At 60.9% G+C, this 16,519-nt stretch carries 16 protein-coding genes; 15 read left to right on the forward strand and 1 reads right to left on the reverse strand.

Features of this window, described 5'->3' with window-relative positions; genetic code table 11:
• The first annotated feature begins 188 nt into the window (after window positions 1–188).
• From RQP55_RS09320 to RQP55_RS09360, 9 genes are all read left to right on the forward strand, one after another.
• Window positions 189–1,511: a glutamate-5-semialdehyde dehydrogenase gene (locus RQP55_RS09320; RefSeq protein ID WP_315609911.1), complete on the forward strand. Its 1,323-nt coding sequence runs from the start codon at window positions 189–191 to the stop codon at window positions 1,509–1,511.
• The gene (locus tag RQP55_RS09325; protein WP_315609912.1) at window positions 1,475–2,161 is read left to right on the forward strand and encodes a nicotinate-nucleotide adenylyltransferase; all 687 of its coding nucleotides are present in this window, start codon (window positions 1,475–1,477) and stop codon (window positions 2,159–2,161) included. Before RQP55_RS09320 ends, RQP55_RS09325 begins: the two co-directional genes overlap by 37 nt.
• Before the next feature lie 64 nt (window positions 2,162–2,225).
• Window positions 2,226–2,621, forward strand: a complete 396-nt coding sequence (rsfS, locus tag RQP55_RS09330; protein WP_315609913.1) for a ribosome silencing factor — start codon at window positions 2,226–2,228, stop codon at window positions 2,619–2,621.
• Between the two features lie 10 nt (window positions 2,622–2,631).
• Complete coding sequence (locus RQP55_RS09335) at window positions 2,632–3,054, forward strand: 23S rRNA (pseudouridine(1915)-N(3))-methyltransferase RlmH (protein ID WP_315609914.1); 423 nt, start codon at window positions 2,632–2,634, stop codon at window positions 3,052–3,054.
• Between the two features lie 8 nt (window positions 3,055–3,062).
• On the forward strand, window positions 3,063–4,274 hold the full coding sequence (locus tag RQP55_RS09340) for a murein hydrolase activator EnvC family protein (RefSeq protein ID WP_315609915.1): 1,212 nt from the start codon (window positions 3,063–3,065) through the stop codon (window positions 4,272–4,274).
• Window positions 4,275–4,360: 86 nt separating this feature from the next.
• A complete protein-coding gene (locus RQP55_RS09345; RefSeq protein WP_315609916.1) occupies window positions 4,361–5,698 on the forward strand; it encodes a S41 family peptidase in 1,338 nt (445 codons plus the stop codon).
• 4 nt (window positions 5,699–5,702) lie between these two features.
• Window positions 5,703–6,164 (forward strand): disulfide bond formation protein B, encoded by a 462-nt coding sequence (locus tag RQP55_RS09350; RefSeq protein ID WP_315609917.1) that lies wholly within the window; start codon window positions 5,703–5,705, stop codon window positions 6,162–6,164.
• The gene (locus RQP55_RS09355; RefSeq protein WP_315609918.1) at window positions 6,161–6,670 is read left to right on the forward strand and encodes a demethoxyubiquinone hydroxylase family protein; all 510 of its coding nucleotides are present in this window, start codon (window positions 6,161–6,163) and stop codon (window positions 6,668–6,670) included. Before RQP55_RS09350 ends, RQP55_RS09355 begins: the two co-directional genes overlap by 4 nt.
• 98 nt (window positions 6,671–6,768) lie before the next feature.
• A complete protein-coding gene (locus tag RQP55_RS09360; RefSeq protein WP_315609919.1) occupies window positions 6,769–7,314 on the forward strand; it encodes a hypothetical protein in 546 nt (181 codons plus the stop codon).
• 7 nt (window positions 7,315–7,321) lie between these two features.
• Here RQP55_RS09360 and RQP55_RS09365 read toward each other — a convergent pair whose 3' ends face one another.
• Window positions 7,322–9,376 carry an NAD(+) synthase gene (locus tag RQP55_RS09365; RefSeq protein ID WP_315609920.1) on the reverse strand — a complete coding sequence of 685 codons (2,055 nt, stop codon included), beginning with the start codon at window positions 9,374–9,376 and terminating at the stop codon, window positions 7,322–7,324.
• A 333-nt stretch (window positions 9,377–9,709) separates the two neighbouring features.
• Here RQP55_RS09365 and rfbF point away from each other — a divergent pair, with 333 nt between their 5' ends.
• The 6 genes from rfbF to RQP55_RS09395 all read left to right on the forward strand — a co-directional run bounded on the left by rfbF (window position 9,710) and on the right by RQP55_RS09395 (window position 16,513).
• Entirely contained in the window at window positions 9,710–10,495 is a 786-nt protein-coding gene (gene rfbF, locus RQP55_RS09370) for a glucose-1-phosphate cytidylyltransferase (protein ID WP_315609921.1), read from the forward strand.
• Between the two features lie 147 nt (window positions 10,496–10,642).
• Entirely contained in the window at window positions 10,643–11,449 is an 807-nt protein-coding gene (locus RQP55_RS09375; protein ID WP_315609922.1) for an aldolase/citrate lyase family protein, read from the forward strand.
• A 43-nt stretch (window positions 11,450–11,492) separates the two neighbouring features.
• The gene (locus RQP55_RS09380) at window positions 11,493–12,191 is read left to right on the forward strand and encodes an SDR family oxidoreductase (protein ID WP_315609923.1); all 699 of its coding nucleotides are present in this window, start codon (window positions 11,493–11,495) and stop codon (window positions 12,189–12,191) included.
• Entirely contained in the window at window positions 12,175–13,272 is a 1,098-nt protein-coding gene (locus tag RQP55_RS09385; protein WP_315609924.1) for a 3-dehydroquinate synthase family protein, read from the forward strand. Before RQP55_RS09380 ends, RQP55_RS09385 begins: the two co-directional genes overlap by 17 nt.
• 122 nt (window positions 13,273–13,394) lie before the next feature.
• Window positions 13,395–15,365: a polysaccharide biosynthesis/export family protein gene (locus RQP55_RS09390; RefSeq protein ID WP_315609925.1), complete on the forward strand. Its 1,971-nt coding sequence runs from the start codon at window positions 13,395–13,397 to the stop codon at window positions 15,363–15,365.
• Window positions 15,362–16,513, forward strand: a complete 1,152-nt coding sequence (locus RQP55_RS09395) for a capsule biosynthesis protein (protein ID WP_315609926.1) — start codon at window positions 15,362–15,364, stop codon at window positions 16,511–16,513. The genes RQP55_RS09390 and RQP55_RS09395 overlap by 4 nt, the downstream gene beginning before the upstream one ends.
• Window positions 16,514–16,519 lie beyond the last annotated feature (6 nt).

The following is a 16,519-nucleotide window of genomic DNA, read 5'->3' on the forward strand; positions in this document are numbered from 1 at the left end:
GCATGAAAAACTCGCGATCCGGGAACCAGCTCCGCACGCGGTCCCTTACCCCGCTAACGGTCAGATTTTGCAAGACGACCCCAAGTTCCTGATGACTTCCGATGCGGCCCGCTAGCAGTTAACCCCAGGACAGGCGAATCCCATCCAAACCCTTGTCGCTGAATCGAAAGACTCGCGCGACGAGTCGATTGGGTTGCCGGAACCGTTCCACAAGTGATAGGCGCACGCCCATAATGGTGACCCCGTCAGCAGCACTTCCCGATGGTCCCGATTCGCTGGTGGCCAGTCTCGCCCAGGCGGGGCGGCAGGCGCAATTGCAGCTTGCCAGGCTATCATCGGCGCAGCGTGCGGAAGGGTTGCGGGCGGCGGCGCAGGCGATCCGCGCCCAGGCGGCGGAAATCCTTGCCGCCAATGCGCAAGACATGGCCGCGGGCGCAGCGCGCGGTCTCAGCGGTGCAATGCTAGACCGGCTCAAACTCGATCCGGAGCGGCTGGGCGGCATCGCCGATGCTGTCGCCGCCATTGCGGATCTGCCCGATCCGGTGGGCCAGGAAATTGACCGGACCAGCCGCCCCAACGGGCTGATCCTGTCGCGGGTGCGGGTGCCGATCGGGCTGATCGGGATCATTTATGAAAGCCGCCCCAACGTGACCGCGGATGCCGCGGCACTGTGCCTGCGTTCGGGCAATGCCGTGCTGCTGCGCGGCGGGAGCGAGGCGGTTCATTCCAATCGCGCGATCCACGCCGCACTGGTGAGCGGGCTGGACGAAGCCGGAATCCCGGCCGAAGCGGTGCAATTGATGCCGACGCAGGACCGCGCCGCGGTCGGCGCGATGCTCACCGCCGCCGGGTTGATCGACATGATCGTGCCGCGCGGCGGAAAAAGCCTGGTCGCCCGGGTCCAGGCCGATGCCCGGGTTCCAGTGCTCGCGCACCTCGACGGGATCAACCATACCTACATTCACGCCGCGGCCGATCCGGCCAAGGCCAAGGCAATCGCGCTCAACGCCAAGCTGCGCCGCACCGGCGTCTGCGGGGCAATGGAAACGCTGCTGATCGATGCGCTCTATCCCGAATCGGCCGGCCTGGTTGCAGCCCTGATCGATGCGGGCTGTGAACTGCGCGGGGATTCGCGGGCCTGTGCGCTTGATCACCGCATCGCTCCGGCCAGCGATGCAGACTGGGATACCGAATACCTTGAAGCGATCCTCTCGGTCGCGGTGGTCGACGGGCCGGAAGCGGCCATGGGCCATATTGCGCGCCACGGTTCGCACCACACCGATGCCATCGTCACCGAGGATCAGGCCGTGGCCGAACGGTTCCTTGGCGAAGTCGATAGCGCGATCGTGATGCACAATGCCTCAAGCCAGTTTGCCGATGGCGGTGAATTCGGCCTGGGTGCCGAAATCGGAATTGCCACGGGACGCCTTCACGCCCGCGGCCCGGTCGCGCTGGAAGGGCTCACCACTTACAAGTGGCTCGTGCGCGGCACCGGGCAGGTCCGGCCCTGAGCCGCCGCCCGCAGCGCGTTGGGCTGCTTGGGGGCAGCTTCAACCCGGCCCATGGCGGGCACCGGCGGATCAGCCTGTTCGCGCGCGCGGCGCTGAACCTGGATGCGGTGTGGTGGCTGGTATCGCCCGGCAATCCGCTCAAGCCGGCGGCCGGCATGGCGCCGCTGTCCGCGCGGCTGGCTTCGGCCATGCAGCTGGCCCGCCGCGCACCGATCATCCCTACCGCAATCGAGCGCGAGCTGGGCACCGTTTACACCGTTGATACCCTGCGCGCGCTGCATCGGCGCTATCCCAATATCGACTTTGTCTGGCTGATGGGGAGCGACAATCTGGCCCAGCTGCACCGCTGGCGCGACTGGCGCAGGCTGGCCCGCACCATGCCGATTGCGGTAATTGCGCGTCCCGGCTATGGTGGCTCCGCTGCGGCGAGCCCCGCTGCGGCATGGCTCGGCCGATACCGGCGGTCCGCGGCCAGTTTGAAACACCGGGCAGGATGGAGCGCTCCCGCGCTGATACACTTGCGATTCGATCCCGATCCGCGCTCGGCAACAGCCATTCGGCGCGGTGATCCAGACTGGGCCCAGCTTTACGCTGGCCGGACAGTCCGGGATCCGCTGACGCACCATCCGGTCAATCTCGACACGCCATGAACGGGCTGGGCCTTGTCCCTGCGCCGTCGTGCGCCGCCCGCCCCAAGGAGCACTCGCCCGCTACATGACACCTGCCACGAACGCCCCGGCCGCTGCCGGAACGCCCACCCCGCTGCCCCCGTCCGAACCGGGTTCGCTCCACGCCCTGGTGCTCCAGTCGCTGGACGATGACCAGGCGCTGGAAATCGTCTCGATCCCGCTCGAAGGCAAAAGCTCGATCGCCGATCACATGGTGATCGCCAGCGGTCGCTCCACCCGCCAGGTCGCGGCCATGGCGCAGAAGCTGGCTGAGCGCGTCAAGCAGGGCGGCTTTGGCCATGTCCGGATTGAAGGCCTCCCGGCGGCTGACTGGGTGCTGATCGATGCCGGTGACGTGGTCGTTCACCTGTTCCGCCCGGAAGTGCGCAGCTTCTACAACCTTGAGCGGATGTGGGCCTTCGGGGATTCGGGCGCAGCCTGAACCTTCCTCGATGCGGTTGCACGTCATTGCCCGCGGCAAGATCGCCCGCTCGCCCGAGGCTGAGCTGGTCGCGCGTTATATGAAGCGGATCACCTGGCCGGTGGTCCAGACCGAGCTTCCTGATAGTGGCGGTGTGATTCCCGCCCCCTTAACGCCCGCGCGTGAAATCCTGCTCGATGAACGCGGCAAGCAAGTCTCGTCAGAAGACTTCGCTGCGCTGCTGGGGCGTTGGCGCGATGACGGTGTGCGCGAGGCCCGCTTCCTGATTGGCGCCGCTGACGGTCATGGCGATGCTGCGCGCAACAGGGCAGATCTGCTGCTCGGCTTTGGTCCGATGACCTGGCCTCACTTGCTGGTGCGGGCCATGCTGGCCGAACAATTATGGCGTGCTACCAGTATTCTAGCTGGTCATCCTTATCACCGTTCGGGATAAGGCGTGCGATGTCGTCTGCCGCCGCCCTGCTTCGTCTGATGCCGCTCCTCGCGCTGACTGCTCTGGGCAGCGCCGCGGCGCAGGTCCCGCCCAGCGATCCCGTCGAATTGCAGCGCGCACTGGCTGAAGCCCGTGCCGCCGGGGCGGCTGCGGGTCGGCGTGCGGCAGAACTCGAAGCGCAGGCTGCTACGGCCAATGCCACGGTTGAGCGCACCGCCCGCGAAGCAGCCGGGATTGCCGCCAGAATCCAGCAGGCCGAAGCGGGGATCGCCGCCAATGAGGCGCGTGCCGCCCTGATCGAACGCGATCGTGCCCAGCTCCGCGCCAGGCTGGCCCAGCGCCAGCAGCCGCTCGTCCGCCTGACCGCAGCGCTTCAGCGGCTGGCCCGGCGGCCGGCCGGACTTGCCCTGCTGCGCCCGGGATCGCTGCACGATACGGTTTACTTGCGCGCCTCGCTGGAAGCGATGCTGCCCGAGGTTGAGCGGCGTACGGCCGACCTTCGCGCCGAACTGGATCGCAGTCGGTCGCTCCAGGCGCAGGCGCGAGCGAATGCCAATAGCCTGCGTCAGGCTCAGCGCGATCTGGCGGCCCGCCGCCAGTCATTGGCCGCGCTGGAGAGCCGGCAGCGGCTGGAAGCGCGCAGTGCCGGAGGGCTCGCCGCGCGCGAATCGGAACGTGCCCTGGCGCTGGCCGAGCAGGCGCGTGACCTGAACGGGCTGGTTGGCCAGCTTGATGAAGCCAGCCGCCTCCGCGCCGCACTTGCTGTATTGCCCGGACCAATCATGCGCCCGGCAGTCCCAGGTACCGCAGTCGTAACGGCCGAGGCGCGGGTCAGCGCTGCCCCAGCGCTGCGCCTGCCGGGCTATGCCTTGCCTTTGGCTGGCCGTGTCGTCGTCGGCTTCGGGACCGAGCGACTGGGCCAGCCGCGCTCACGCGGGATTACCCTGCTGGCGCGGCCGGCGGCCCAGGCTATTGCGCCGGCTGCCGGCCGCGTCGTCTTTGCCGGGGTCTATCGGGGTTATGGGCAGATCGTGATCATCGAACACGGCGGCGGCTGGACCTCGCTGGTAACGGGCCTGTCATCGCTTGGTGTCGAAGTGGGTGACCGGCTCGTCAATGGCTCGCCGCTTGGGATAACCGGGCCGGGCCAGCCGCTGGTCACGCTGGAACTGCGCAAGGATGGCAAACCGGTCAATCCGCTTGACCAGTTGGGTCGATAAACGATCCCTGCTTCGGGCCATCTGGCGTTAAGGCGCGGCAGAGGATAGGATCATCACCAATCGATTGGCGAAAGGCCGTGATGCGAATGAAGTTTGCCAACCTTGCCCGCGCCGCGCTGCTGGTCAGCGCTGTTGCCTTGCTGCCGGCAACCACGGCGGGTCTTGCCGCGGTGGAGGGGCGCTCCACTGCCCAGTTCAACCGCCTGTTTACGGTCTACCAGATCGTCAAGGCGCAGTATGTCGAATCGGTCGACGATGACAAGCTGATCGCCGGCGCGATCGACGGCATGCTGGCCTCGCTTGATCCGCACTCAAGTTATGTCGAAGGGGCTTCGTTCCAGCGCCTCACCAACATGATAGACGGCAATTATTCCGGCCTCGGTCTGAGTGTCGGCATGGATGACGATGCCGTCCGTGTCATCGCCCCGATGAAGGGCAGCCCGGCGGAGAAGGCCGGGGTCAAGGCCGGGGACTATATCACCCACCTTGATGGTAAGCTGATCTACGGGATCGATCTGGATGAAGCCGTGGCCCGGATGCGCGGCGAGGCCGGCACCACGATCCGCCTGACCCTGTTCCGTGAAGGGCGCGATGGCACTTTCGATGTCACCGTGACCCGCGGCGTCATCGATCTTGAGCCTGTGACCTGGCAGCTTGAGAAGGACGTGGGCGTCATTTCGGTCAACGAGTTCTCGCGCGATGTCGGCGTCGATGTCGGGGCCGCAATCACCGATCTCAAGAAGCAGGCGGGTGGCAGGCTGGCAGGGTTGGTGCTCGACCTGCGGCAGAACCCGGGCGGCTCACTGGATGAAGCCGTGGCCCTGTCCGACCTGTTCCTGACCAAGGGCGATATCGTGTCGCAGCGCGGCCGCAATCCGCGCGATAACGAATTCTACCGCGCCGAAGAGATGATCCCCGGCGATGCCGCCAAGGGCCTGCCGGTGATCGTGTTGATTGATGCCGGTTCGGCTTCGGCCTCGGAGATCGTCGCTGGCGCGCTGCAGGATCAGAAGCGCGCGCTGATCATGGGTGAGCGCAGCTTTGGCAAGGGCAGCGTCCAGTCGTTGTTCGAACTCGACAAGACCCGCGCCATCAAGCTGACCACGGCCCGCTATTACACGCCTTCAGGCCGCTCAGTGCAGGAAGGCGGGATCGATCCCGACATCCGCGTCCCCCAGCTATCCGATCCCGATGCCCGCCGCCGGGCCGAGCTGACCATGCGCGAAAGCGACCTGCGTCGCCACCTCGTCAACGAACTTGGCGTGGCTGACAAGCAGCTGGAGACCGATCGCCAGGACGATCCGCGCTTCAAGGCGAGCGCCGAGGAATTGAAGGCCAAGGGCATTACCGACTTCCAGCTCTATTACGCGCTGGAAACCCTGCGCCGGGGCGGTCGGGCGACCATGGCGTTGAAGAGGAAATAAGGCGATGAAGGTTACGGCACGGGGCCTGGCGCTGGCTTTGCCGCTCGGCCTGTTGGGCGGCGCCTACATTTCGCAATATGTGTTCGGGCTCTACCCGTGCGAGATGTGCTGGTGGCAACGCTATCCGCATTTCGCTGCCCTGGTCTTCGCCCTAGCTGCCGTGGTGCAACCCCGCCAGAAGCTTTGGCCGATGCTGGCCGCGCTTGCGATCCTGACCTCGGGACTGATCGGGGCTTTCCATGCCGGGGTTGAATACCACTGGTGGGAAGGCATTACCGGCTGTGCGACCACCGCCCAGGCCGGTGGTGATCCGCTCGCGGCAATTCTCAACGCGCCGATCGTGCGCTGCGATGTCCCGGCCTGGACCCTGTTTGGCATTTCGCTCGCAGGGTTCAACTTCCTGATCTCGACCGTCGGCGCCCTGGCGATCCTTGCCCTGCTCCGCCGCGAAGGGGCCAAGGCATGAGCGACACCGCCCGCATGCTGCGCGTTGATCAGGCCGGCGAATATGGCGCAACCCGGATCTATGCCGGGCAGCTTGCCGTCATGGGTGATCGCGCCCCGCACGCCGGGGAGATTGCCCACATGGCCGAGCAGGAAGCCGTGCACCGCGCCAAGTTCGATGCCCTGATCGCGCAGCGCGGCGTTCGCCCGACAGCATTGCAGCCTGTCTGGGGCGTGGCCGGCTATGCCCTGGGTGCGGCGACGGCTTTGATCGGGCCCAAAGCGGCCATGGCCTGCACTGCCGCGATCGAGACCGAGATTGACCGCCACTATACCCAGCAGCTTGAAGAACTGGGCGATACCGATCCCGAACTGGCGGACATGATCCGCGAGTTTCGCGATGATGAGCGCGCTCACAAGGAAGCCGCGATCGCTGCCGGGGCCGAGCAGGCTCCAGCCTATCCGCTGCTTTCGGGCGCTATCCGGTTGGGTTGCCGCCTGGCCATACGCTTGTCCGAACGGATCTGACGACCCGGACTTGATCGGGCGCAAGGAACCGCCCTGCTTAAGCTGTCATTCAGCGCGCAAGGTCCCTATATTGGGCAACCGCGCCAAGGAGATTACCCATGCGCCGCCTGCTGATCGCTGCTCCGCTGCTGTTCACCGCCGTCCCGGCACTGGCGCAAGACGCGCCTGAGCCAAAGGTCAACCAGCTGATCGTCTATGGCAATGATGAATGCCCGGTTTCCGGCGATGATACGATCACCGTCTGCGCCCGCAAGGCTGAGGCCGAACGCTTCCGCATTCCGCAGATCCTGCGTAAGTCCAGCTCGCCGCAGAACGAGGCCTGGAACAACAAGGTCCTGGCTTACGAACGCGTCGGCAAGACCGGGACGATGAGCTGCTCGCCGGTTGGCGCAGGCGGCTGGACGGGCTGTTCGGGTCAGCTGATCAACGCCGCCTATGCCGAGAAGCAGAGCGACGAGAGCATCCGCTTTGGCCAGCTGATTGCCGACGAGCGCGCCAAGCGGCTTTCGACGATCGACAAGGACGCGGCCAAGACCCAGACCGACGTCGAGAAGCTTGAGGACCAGATGGAAGCACGCCGCAAGGCTGAAGCCGAAGCCGAAGCAAAGGCTGAAGCAGACAAGAAGCCCGAAGGCGGCAACTGATACCCCGCTATTTGCGCGGCACCTGCGCCACTTCGGCCAGCCAGACCTCCGCCAGTCCATCGCTTGGTGCGCGCCAGTCACCGCGCGGGCTCAGGCTGCCGCCCGATGAGACCTTGGGTCCGTTGGGAATCGCGCTGCGCTTGAACTGGCTGGTGGCAAAGAAGCGCCGCACGAAGTTTTCCAGCCAGCGGCGGATTTCAGCCAGCGTGTAGTCTTCCTTGCGCTCCTCCGGGAACCCGAACGGCCAGCGGCCCGTGCCGTCCTTGCGCCAGGCGTGCCAGGCCAGGAAGGCAATCTTGGCCGGCGTCAGCGCTTGGCGCAGGGTGTAGAACAGGAAGAAATCGTTGAGCGCATAAGGTCCGATCGCGGCCTCGGTGCTCTGGATCGCGCCGGCAGCATCGACCGGGACCAGCTCGGGCGAGATTTCCTGCGCGAGGATGGCGGTCAGCACTGCATCGGTTGCGGCATCGAACTGCTCGCTCTCCACCGACCAGCGGATCAGATACTGGATCAGCGTCTTGGGCACGCCGCAGTTGACGGCATAATGACTCATGTGGTCGCCCACGCCATAGGTGCACCAGCCCAGCGCCAGCTCGGAAAGATCGCCCGTGCCGACCACGAAGCCGTGGTGGTGATTGGCCAGGCGGAACAGGTAATCGGTGCGCAGGCCCGCCTGCACATTCTCGAAGGTCACGTCATAGACCTTCTCGCCCCCCGCATAGGGGTGCTTGATGTCATTAAGCAGCTGTTCGGCCGCCGGACGGATATCGATCTCTTCCGCGGTGATGCCCAGCGCCTGCATCAGCTTCCAGGCATTGGCCTTGGTGCCTTCGCTGGTGGCGAAACCAGGCATGGTATAGCCGCGGATCGTGGTGCGCGGCAGGCCAAGGCGGTCACAGGCCTTGGCCGCGACGATCAGCGCGTGAGTCGAATCGAGCCCGCCCGAAATGCCGATTACCAGGCACTTTGCCTTGGTGGCTTCCATGCGCCGGATCAGACCGTCGACCTGGATGTTGAAGGCTTCGTAGCAGTCCTGGGCCAGCCGCTCTGCGCGGTGGGGGACATAAGGGAAGCGGCGCAATGCGCGCTTAAGGCCCATGTCCTTTTCGTGTAGCGGCAGGGTGAAATCGATCCGCCGGAATTCCCGCTCCGGGTGCCCGGCGGCAACGGCAGCATCGTTGAACGATCCCGTCCGCATCCGTTCGAGCCGCAAGCGCTGCACATCAACATCGGCAATCGCCAGTTGCGGCTGGCGGCTGAACCGTTCAGATCGGGCCAGTTCCTCGCCCAGTTCAAAGATCGAACCCTGGCCATCCCAGGCCAGGTCGGTCGTGCTCTCACCCGCTCCGGCGGCGGCATAGACATAGGCCGCGATGCAGCGCATCGATTGGGCCGCGCAGAGCGTGGTGCGATCGTCCGCCTTGCCGACGGTGATGTTCGAGGCCGAGAGGTTGCACAGCACCGTCGCGCCGGCCAGCGCGCCGCGAACAGCGGGCGGCTGCGGCACCCACATGTCCTCGCAAATCTCAAGGTGGAAGGTGAAGTCTGGCAGATTGGCGGCGCGGAACAGCAGGTCCGTGCCAAACGGCACCTCCACCCCGCCCAGCTCGATTGACTCGTCGGTTATCCCTACGCCCTGGGCGAACCAGCGCTTTTCGTAATACTCGCGGTAATTGGGCAGGAAGCTCTTGGGCACCACGCCCAGCACGCGGCCTTGGGTGATCGCGGCCGCGCAGTTGTAGAGCCGGCCGTTGCGCACCAGCGGCAGGCCGACCACCAGCACGGCGCGCAGCCGTTCGCTGGCGGTGACGATTGTGGCCAAGGCGGTGCGGGCCGCATCGAGCAGGGCCTGTTGGGTCAGCAGGTCATCGATGGCATAGGCGGTAAGGCACAGCTCTGGAAAGACCACCAGGTCTATGCCCTCGCGCTCAGCTTGCTGGGCCAGTTCCAGCACTGCCCGGGCATTGGCTGCAGGATCGGCCACGAAGACCGCAGGCGTGGCCGCCGCCAGCCGGACAAGGCCGTGGCGGTGAATCGAATGGAAGGGCAGCGGCTCGCTCATTCGCCCTGTCTAGAGCCTTGCGAGCCAGCCGTCGACCTTGGCGAAATTACCGTCCAGACCGGGATGGGTCCGCACCTGCCAAACCTGCGGAGCACACGTGATAATTGCGCCGGTGATGCTGCCGAATCGTTGCGAGCACAGTACTTATAAAAACATGATAAGCTGATGAAATTTCAACGGACAACGGCGGCAACATGCGGAAAATTTGTACCAAGCAGTACTTGTAAACGTTGTTAACACCGATTAGAGCCATGCGCTGGCAAAAGGGTGCTGGCCGCTAAGCCAAGCCCCGCCCGTGCGACGTGCAGGCTTCTACAAGGCGCAGTTTCTAGAATGATTCCCGATACCTCTTGTGCTGTGATTCTGGCCGGTGGGCTGGGCACCCGTTTGGGCGAAGAAACGAGCGTCCGGCCAAAGCCGATGGTCGAAATTGGTGGGATGCCGATCATTTGGCACATCATGAAGATCTACTCCCACTACGGCGTGAAGAACTTTGTGATTTGCTTGGGCTATAAAGGGTACGTTATCAAAGAATACTTTGCTAACTACTTTCTTCATTCAGCCGATGTCACGATCGATTTATCAGCCAACACGACTGAAGTTCATCGCAATCGCAACGAGGGTTGGCGAATTACGTTGGTAGATACTGGCGCAGATTCGATGACTGGCGGCCGGCTTAAGGCGGTGCGGCAGTTTCTGCCTGATGGACAGCCGTTTTTCTTCACCTATGGCGACGGCGTTGCCGATATTGATATCGGCCGACTTTATGAATTCCATCTTGCACATGGCAAGCGGGCGACGGTAACTGCTGTGGCGCCCCCGGGCCGCTTTGGCGCCGTCGAGTTCAACGGTGACCGGGTGGATGGATTTCGCGAAAAGCCGGCAGGTGATGGCGGTCTGATCAATGGCGGTTTCTTTGTGGCCGATCCGTCGGTCATTGATGACTACATCGAAGGGTCCGCCACGATCTGGGAGCGCGAACCGATGGAGGGCCTGGCCAATGCTGGCGAACTCTATGGTTTCCGTCACGATGGGTTCTGGCAGCCGATGGATACGCTGAGAGACAAAATTTATCTCGAAGAACTGTGGGCAGAAGGTGCGCCTTGGAAGTGTTGGTAATTGGCAGTGCGTGTTAGTCCCCCTCGGCTGTGCGGGGTGCGCATCAAGTTTACAAGGATTTTCGAGTCCAGGGGCGATCTGCAGTGCTTCGGGATTTGACATTCCGACCAAAAATCACTGATAATTTCGTTCAAAAGGGTGGAATTTATGAATAACAACGAACAGCTCATGCTCGATTGTCTGAAGCGGGGGCGCGATAACTTTGGTGTAGTCGCTGTTAAGGCTGAGTTCGAAGCGGAAGGCACTCGTCCTGACGAATTTTTGCGGTTGCTTGAACTGGCGCAGCGCGCGGACCTGAAGGTTGCTCTCAAGATTGGTGGGTGTGAGGCTGTTTCCGATCTTTTGTCGACCCTGATTTACGGGATCGACTACGTGATCGCTCCGATGGTCGAAACGCCTTATGCGCTTTCAAAATTCATCGATGCAAAGTCGAAAACGCATGACGCTGATCAAACCCGAACGCAATTCCTGTTTAATCTTGAAACTCAAACTACTCTTGAGAATCTCGATGAAATGTTGCCGATGGCAAAGGGTGGCGTTGATGGCATCGTCTTTGGGCGAGTCGATTTTACCTTGTCTCGGGGCATGGCGCGAACTGCCATTAATGATCCGTCCATTACCGACGCCGTGCTCACTGTAGCGCGTCGTTGTGTCGAGGCCGACCTCGAGTTGGTCGTCGGGGGATCGGTTTCAGTCGAGGCGATCGAACCGCTTCGGCAATTCCGGGCGATCCGGCTGGATCGATTCGAGACCCGCAAGGTCATTTTCGATGGCTCGGCGGTAGAGCGCAATGCGATCGAGGACGGTATTGCCAACGCCGTCAATTTCGAGCTCTTGTGGCTAAAGAACAAGCGCGATTATTATCAGCGTATTGCCTCGGAAGATGCCGCCCGCATCACCATGATGGAGAACCGCGTTGCGGTTGGGCAGAAGCAGGCTGCCAGTGCCGCCTGAAGATTCTCTTGACGTCGGGGGCGCGCGTAGCGGCGGCCCCCGAATGTTACTATTTGGTGCAACAGGTGCGATAGGCCGCACTGTATTAGAGCAAGCCAAGGCGCGAGGTTGGTTGGTTACAGCTGTGACAAGGGGGGATCCGCCAGCCTCTGAAGAATCGGGGGCCGATTGGCAGCGTTGGGATGTGGCGGCTGAAGAAAGTCTATCTGACATTGCCAAGAAGGCGCCATTCGATGCTGTATGTTGGGCACAGGGTGCCAACATGGCAGACAGCCTGTTCGAATTCGATGCGCGCAAGCACCTCTCGCTCTACGAAGCTAACGTAATGTTTGTCCTTCGTTCTGCGGCTGCCCTCGTCGAAGGGGGGGTGCTGCAGCCATCTGGAGCCAGGCTTGTGGTGGTAAGCTCGATCTGGCAGGAACGGGCGAGGGAAAACAAGCTGTCCTATGCGGTAACGAAGGCTGCCATCGGAGGCTTGGTTCGTGCCGCCAGTGCAGACCTTGGTCGGAGAAACCATTTAATCAATGCGGTGCTCCCAGGAGTGCTCGATACTCCCATGACCAGAGCCAACCTCACGCCTGCGGAGATTGAAGCTGTGAGTTCAAAAACTACGTTTGGACGCCTCCCGGACCTTGCGACGCTGGGCGAAATGATCCTGTTTCTTTGCTCGCGTGAGAACAACGCGATAACCGGACAGTCCATCACCATTGATCTCGGGATGAGCAATGCCATCCTCATTTAAAGTCACCTCATCAGTTGGCGACTATGCGGTCTTGATTGAATCTGGCGCACTTGCGAAAACGCTCTCCGAGCCTGAAGAGCGTGTATATATTGTTGACGCCATCTTCGAGCAGCTGATGCTCGATGCTGGCATCGACCCTATTCTGATCAAGGCGGATGAGAGCGCAAAGTCGCTGGATCGCATGAGCGAGCTGGTTGTAGCATTGCGAGAAAGGCGTGCGAATAGAAAAACGCTTCTCGTTGCTATCGGTGGTGGCGTGGTACAAGACGCTGCTGCGTTTTTGGCGTCTGTGTACATGCGAGGCCTCGAATGGATTTATTTGCCAACGACACTGCTTAGCATGACCGACAGTTGTATCGGCGGGAAATCGTCGATAAATGTCGGGGCATATAAGAATATCGTCGGAACCATTCATCCACCACAGTGTGTTATAGTAGATTCAAACTTTATACTTTCACTGACCAACGAACAGAAAGCTGCCGGACTTTGTGAGGCGGTCAAAATATGCATCTGCAAGGGCGAGGAAACACTAAAGGGCTATCTCGCACTCGAGCCAACTGTGGATATGCCGCCTTCATCAATGGAAGACGTCGTCATTCTGAGCCTTCAGGCAAAGCGATGGTTTATTGAAATTGACGAATTCGACAGAGCTGAGAGGCTTTTGCTGAATTTCGGCCACACCTTTGGCCATGCATTCGAAGCCGCGAGTTGCTTCGACATCGACCACGGCATCGCAGTCGGCTTGGGCATGTTGGCGGCTTTGCATTTAGGCAGGGCGATGGGGCATGATTATACGGCTTCGGCCGGTGTCGGCGCGTTTGAGGACCATGTCTCCGACCTGGTCAGCACTAGACCCGGACTGGCGAGTGCGCTGATGCGGCTTGACATCGACTCATTGATTGACGCCTTCGAGGCGGATAAAAAGCACTCAAGAGATGACTTTACTGTCATACTTGTAGCTGCAGACGGTTCAGTGGAGCGCCGCTTCCTTCCACGAAATGCCGCTTCGAAAGCCTTGATCGCCAACGCATTCCGAACCGTTTTGGCGGATTGGTCCAAGCGTAGAAGTGAAGCGACGTGATGAAAAATCGGACGCTTGCCCTCGGTGCGGGCCTTTAACGCCCGCCAATAATCGCTAAGGAAGATCGCCGGATGGGCGGTTCTGTTCTTGGTTGGCCCAACAGATCACCACAGGAAGACTTGATGAAGATTAGCGAAATCAACGGTTCGGTGATGCGGGGCTGGATTCTTCCTGCCTTAGCGCTGGCATCGATGCTCCCTTCAACGATCGCAGCGGCTCAAAGCACTGATACTCAAGATACGGGTATCGATTACCCACGGCAAAGACCGGTTCCGAATGCAACCGGTACAGCTCAGACGGGAAGTCAGGCTGCTGCCACTCAAGTTCAGGCGAATGGGGACACTCGCTACACGCCCGAGCAGATTGAGTCTGCTCCAACACGCCAGCGGAACCGGACTGCTAATCAGGGCGAAGATGAAACAGGCGGCGCTTCCCGCAATGATCAGGGACGGCAGGGAGTCATGCCGACGCAGCGCCCTGCTCCCCCAAATGAATTCGAATCGTACGTATCTGACATTGCAGACAAGCCTTTACGCCGTTTTGGCGCGGCACTACTGACCCCGAGTTCGAGAGATTTTATAGCTTCACCAACGACCGCGGTGCCTCCGGATTATCTCCTTAATCCAGGGGACGAGATTGTGCTTGGCCTGACGGGGTCGGTGAATGCTGAGAACCTTAAGCTTCGTGTGGATAGCGACGGAAATATTTTTGTGCCTAAGGTCGGCAACGTCGCAGTCGCAGGGGTTCGCTATGGCGATCTGGAATCCGTGATATCGGCCCGCGTTTCAAGGCAGTATCGCAATTTTCGTTTGTCGGTAACCATTGGCGAATTGCATGGACTGACTGTGTACGTCACTGGTTTTGCCCAGACGCCCGGTTCGTACACTGTAACAAGCCTGTCTACTTTGGTGAACGCAGTCATGGCGGCCGGGGGGCCGGCTGTTGGAGGCAGCTTTAGGTCGATTCAACTGCGCCGAAACGGGAAACTCATTTCTGATTTCGATCTGTACGACTTTCTTTTGAAAGGCGACAAATCCGGAGATGCGGCGCTTCAGAACGGTGACGTAATTTATATTGCTCCGGTTGGCGCCCAAGTGGCAGTCATAGGTAGTGTCAACAATGAGTCGATATTCGAGGCCAAGCCGAAAGATACGCTCACAGATATTTTGATATACGCAGGTGGGGTGAACACAGTTGCGGACGATACCCGCCTGCTGGTGCTAGATCCTCTTAGCACAACTGCGGGCTGGCAGCAGTTAACCCCGGCAGACGCAGGACAAACCATCGCCCGCCGCGCCGTTGTTCTGAGGGTTCTTTCCGGTGTGGGCATCGCGCGACCGTTGTCCCAGCAATCAGTTCTGATAACAATTAATGGCGAAGTTCAAAAGCCTGGCCGATATTATGTGCCCGCGGGAACATCGACCGAGGCGGTAATCACGATGGCCGGAGGCCTGACTGAGGAGGCTTATGCTTACGGTGCGGTGTTCACGCGAGATACGTTGCGGCTCCAACAGCGTAAGGCATACGAGAGGGCGCTGCGTGATGCCGAGTACCTTCTGACGGTTGCGCCGTTGACCTCTGCAGCCAACACGGGCGGGGACCAGGTAGCGCGTCTACAAGCATTGCGTTCCACTATCGGCCAGCTCGAACAGTTGCGTCCTGACGGTCGACTCGTTCTTGGGGTGGAGCCAGATGCCAAGACCATTCCGGCAAACATTGTGTTGGAGAACAATGATGCAATCTATGTTCCGCCACGCCCTGTCACCGTGGGGGTTTTCGGATCGGTTGCAAGTCCAGCTACGTTTACAATTAAGCCATCTCAGACCATCGGAGATTATGTGAAGATGGCGGGAGGCGTGCAAAAGATCGGCGACCGTGGCGGGATTTTTGTGGTTCGTGCCAACGGCACACTCCTGGCACCCCGACGAGGCTTGTTCTCCGGAAGCGTGCTTACACAACCAGCCCTGCCAGGTGATCTGATCTTCGTACCTATCAATGCGTCCAGAAATGAATTCTGGGCGCGCCTGAAGGATCTGACGCAGGTCCTATTCACGGGCGCGGTAACGGCTGCGGCTGTGGCGGCGATCCCATGATGAACAGCATAGAGAAAGTGCGAAGCGGGCTCCGCTTCCTCGCAGACAATCCATCAAAACGGTTGGTCATCTACGCCGTGCTTGCGGTGGTGACGGGCCTTTTGATTTTCTTCCCGCGACCATGGACGGCCCGTGCACAGATTGTACCGCAAGACACAAGCGCGAGTGCGGCGAGCACAACTACGCTGCTAGGAGCTCTAGGTGGTAATGCGCAGGGGATTGGCAGCCTTCTCACCGGAGGCAGGCCTTCCAATGACTTATACCTGATTATAGGCAGAAGCGACAGCGTTACCGAAGATGCGATCAAGTCCCTCAAACTTGTCGGTCCTGACGCAGAATACCCCACGATGCGTGCAGCAAAGCTTGCATTGGCCAAGAAGGTCGACGTGCATATGCTGCTTGGGGGTGTGCTTGAAATTGAGACCAAAACTCACAGCCCCAAGGAATCGATCGCTATAACTGTTGCCTACCAGAACGCTGTTGGCAGGCAGCTGGCGAGCTTCGGAAAGCAAATCATCGTAAACAAACGCCGTATCGTGACGCGGCGATTTAACAACGCAGCAACCCGCGTCGCCAAGGCTGAAGCAAAGCTGGCTGCTTTCCGGCGCGAGAATAATCTGGCGGCTCCAGAACAGCAATTTGGCAGCGTTCTGTCCCAGCGAACGGCGCTCGAGGCGCAATTGCAGGCGAAGCTGCTGGAACTGCAGACCATGCAGCAATTCCGAGGACCGGAAAGCCAGGAACTCGCCGCCCTGCAAAGCGAAATAGCCGGACTTCGCCGCGACATTGCAAAGTCGACGGTGCCCCAGCTAACTGCAACCGGACCGAACGTCGCCGGCCTCAGTAACATTATCACGCGATATCTGGACTTGTATCGAGAGTACCGCGTTCAGCAAGCTATCTATGACGTGTACCAGCGATCATTTGAGCAAGTTGAGGTCGAGGAACTCGCTGCAGAAAGCGCGTCTTATATCCAGATCATTGATGCCGCACATCTAGATGCAACCCGCCAGATCAACAATTGGGGCGTAGCTCTGTTTGGCCTAGTGCTCCTGTTAAGCATATTCACTGAATGGTATGGTCCTGCTACAGGGCTATTCACACGTCACGGCTTTTTGATGCGGCCCAAGAAACCTAACGAGGGATAGACCGTC

It is taken from the genome of Novosphingobium sp. APW14 (assembly GCF_032337075.1).
Lineage (GTDB): Bacteria > Pseudomonadota > Alphaproteobacteria > Sphingomonadales > Sphingomonadaceae > Novosphingobium.

Bases quoted from the DNA above. Each gene is read 5' to 3' on its own strand.
- RQP55_RS09375 (WP_315609922.1), top strand. From the start codon at position 10,643: ATGAATAACAACGAACAGCTCATGCTCGATTGTCTGAAGCGGGGGCGC.
- RQP55_RS09365 (WP_315609920.1), bottom strand. From the start codon at position 9,376: ATGAGCGAGCCGCTGCCCTTCCATTCGATTCACCGCCACGGCCTTGTC.
- RQP55_RS09345 (WP_315609916.1), top strand. From the start codon at position 4,361: ATGAAGTTTGCCAACCTTGCCCGCGCCGCGCTGCTGGTCAGCGCTGTT.
- RQP55_RS09380 (WP_315609923.1), top strand. From the start codon at position 11,493: ATGTTACTATTTGGTGCAACAGGTGCGATAGGCCGCACTGTATTAGAG.
- RQP55_RS09395 (WP_315609926.1), top strand. From the start codon at position 15,362: ATGATGAACAGCATAGAGAAAGTGCGAAGCGGGCTCCGCTTCCTCGCA.
- rsfS (WP_315609913.1), top strand. From the start codon at position 2,226: ATGACACCTGCCACGAACGCCCCGGCCGCTGCCGGAACGCCCACCCCG.
- RQP55_RS09350 (WP_315609917.1), top strand. From the start codon at position 5,703: ATGAAGGTTACGGCACGGGGCCTGGCGCTGGCTTTGCCGCTCGGCCTG.
- RQP55_RS09385 (WP_315609924.1), top strand. From the start codon at position 12,175: ATGCCATCCTCATTTAAAGTCACCTCATCAGTTGGCGACTATGCGGTC.
- RQP55_RS09340 (WP_315609915.1), top strand. From the start codon at position 3,063: ATGTCGTCTGCCGCCGCCCTGCTTCGTCTGATGCCGCTCCTCGCGCTG.
- RQP55_RS09355 (WP_315609918.1), top strand. From the start codon at position 6,161: ATGAGCGACACCGCCCGCATGCTGCGCGTTGATCAGGCCGGCGAATAT.
- RQP55_RS09335 (WP_315609914.1), top strand. From the start codon at position 2,632: ATGCGGTTGCACGTCATTGCCCGCGGCAAGATCGCCCGCTCGCCCGAG.
- rfbF (WP_315609921.1), top strand. From the start codon at position 9,710: ATGATTCCCGATACCTCTTGTGCTGTGATTCTGGCCGGTGGGCTGGGC.
- RQP55_RS09390 (WP_315609925.1), top strand. From the start codon at position 13,395: ATGAAGATTAGCGAAATCAACGGTTCGGTGATGCGGGGCTGGATTCTT.
- RQP55_RS09360 (WP_315609919.1), top strand. From the start codon at position 6,769: ATGCGCCGCCTGCTGATCGCTGCTCCGCTGCTGTTCACCGCCGTCCCG.